The following is a 1319-nucleotide window of genomic DNA, read 5'->3' on the forward strand; positions in this document are numbered from 1 at the left end:
GAACGTTCCAAGCACCTCTATGTATCTCCTGATTTTGATAAAATCATAAAAGACACAATTCGCTTTTTTAATGAAACTCGAGTTCATACACTTCCTGTTCCAGAGCGTTTTTGAAAATGTCTAAAATTTCGTGCTTAGAGCTATTTGCTGGCGCGGGGGGTCTAGCCACAGGTATTCGGCTATCTGGAGTCCAACATAAAGCTTTTATTGACTGGAATAAAAATGCCTGTCAAACCTTGTCCCATCACTACGGTGACAAGCTTGTTCACAATATAGATATTCGTAAATTCGATTTTAATCAGTTTGGTTATGTAGACATGATTGCAGGTGGACCTCCCTGTCAGCCATTTTCCATGGGGGGTAAGCATAAGGGGGATAGGGATCAACGAGATATGTTTCCCTATGTTTGTAAGGCAATAACTACTTGTATTCCTAAAGTTTTTATCTTTGAAAATGTCAAAGGTCTTCTGAGAAAATCCTTTGCCAGATATTTTGACTACCTTATTTTAAGATTGATTTATCCTGATGTTGACCGGAAGGATTGGGAAGACTGGGATGATCATCTGAAGAGACTGGAAAAACTCCATACTTCAGGTAACTATGACGGGGTAAAATACAAGGTAGTTTTTCGATTAGTTGATGCCGCCGATTATGGCATTCCTCAACGCCGGGAACGGGTGTTCATTGTTGGCATCAGAGAAGATTTAACTATCCAATGGTCTTTTCCGAAAAAAACTCATTCTCTTGATGGCTTACTTTGGTCACAATTCGTTAGTTATGATTATTGGGAGAGGCATGGAATCAAGCCTTCAACCACTGAAAATCTAGATAAACGAACTCAGCAACGAGTTAATCTGCTAAAGCAACAACTCACTCTATTCACGCCATCTTTAAAACCCTGGAAAACAGTTAGAGACCAAATTGGAAAACTGCCAGAACCTGATTCATTAGGTAGTTTTGACCTTGAGCATGTCTTAAGAAAGGGAGCAAGAATTTATCCTGGACATACTGGCAGTTACATTGATATGCCTTCCAAAGCTTTAAAGGCAGGAGATCATGGTGTACCTGGAGGAGAAAATATGATTCGTTATCATGATGGTCGAGTCCGCTATTACACCACTTATGAAGCTAAGCGCATCCAGACTTTCCCAGATAATTATAAAATTTTCGGCTCATGGACAGAAGCAATGAGGCAGATAGGTAATGCTGTACCTGTAGAACTAAGTCACCATATCGCTGATTCTTTAGTCAAGGTTATCTAGCATTTTTATGTAAGTTGTAAATATAGGATTGATATCAAAAGGGAGCAGGGAGCAGGG

At 39.7% G+C, this 1319-nt stretch carries 1 protein-coding gene; it reads left to right on the top strand.

What is annotated here, in order from left to right; genetic code table 11:
* The first annotated feature begins 116 nt into the window (after window positions 1-116).
* On the top strand, window positions 117-1262 hold the full coding sequence (locus F6K53_RS43005; RefSeq protein WP_293086768.1) for a DNA cytosine methyltransferase: 1146 nt from the start codon (window positions 117-119) through the stop codon (window positions 1260-1262).
* Window positions 1263-1319: the final 57 nt, after the last annotated feature.

Source organism: Moorena sp. SIO4A1 (assembly GCF_010672065.1).
Lineage (GTDB): Bacteria > Cyanobacteriota > Cyanobacteriia > Cyanobacteriales > Coleofasciculaceae > Moorena.

Coding starts and splice junctions, on each gene's coding strand:
- F6K53_RS43005 (WP_293086768.1), top strand. CDS start 117: ATGTCTAAAATTTCGTGCTTAGAGCTATTTGCTGGCGCGGGGGGTCTA.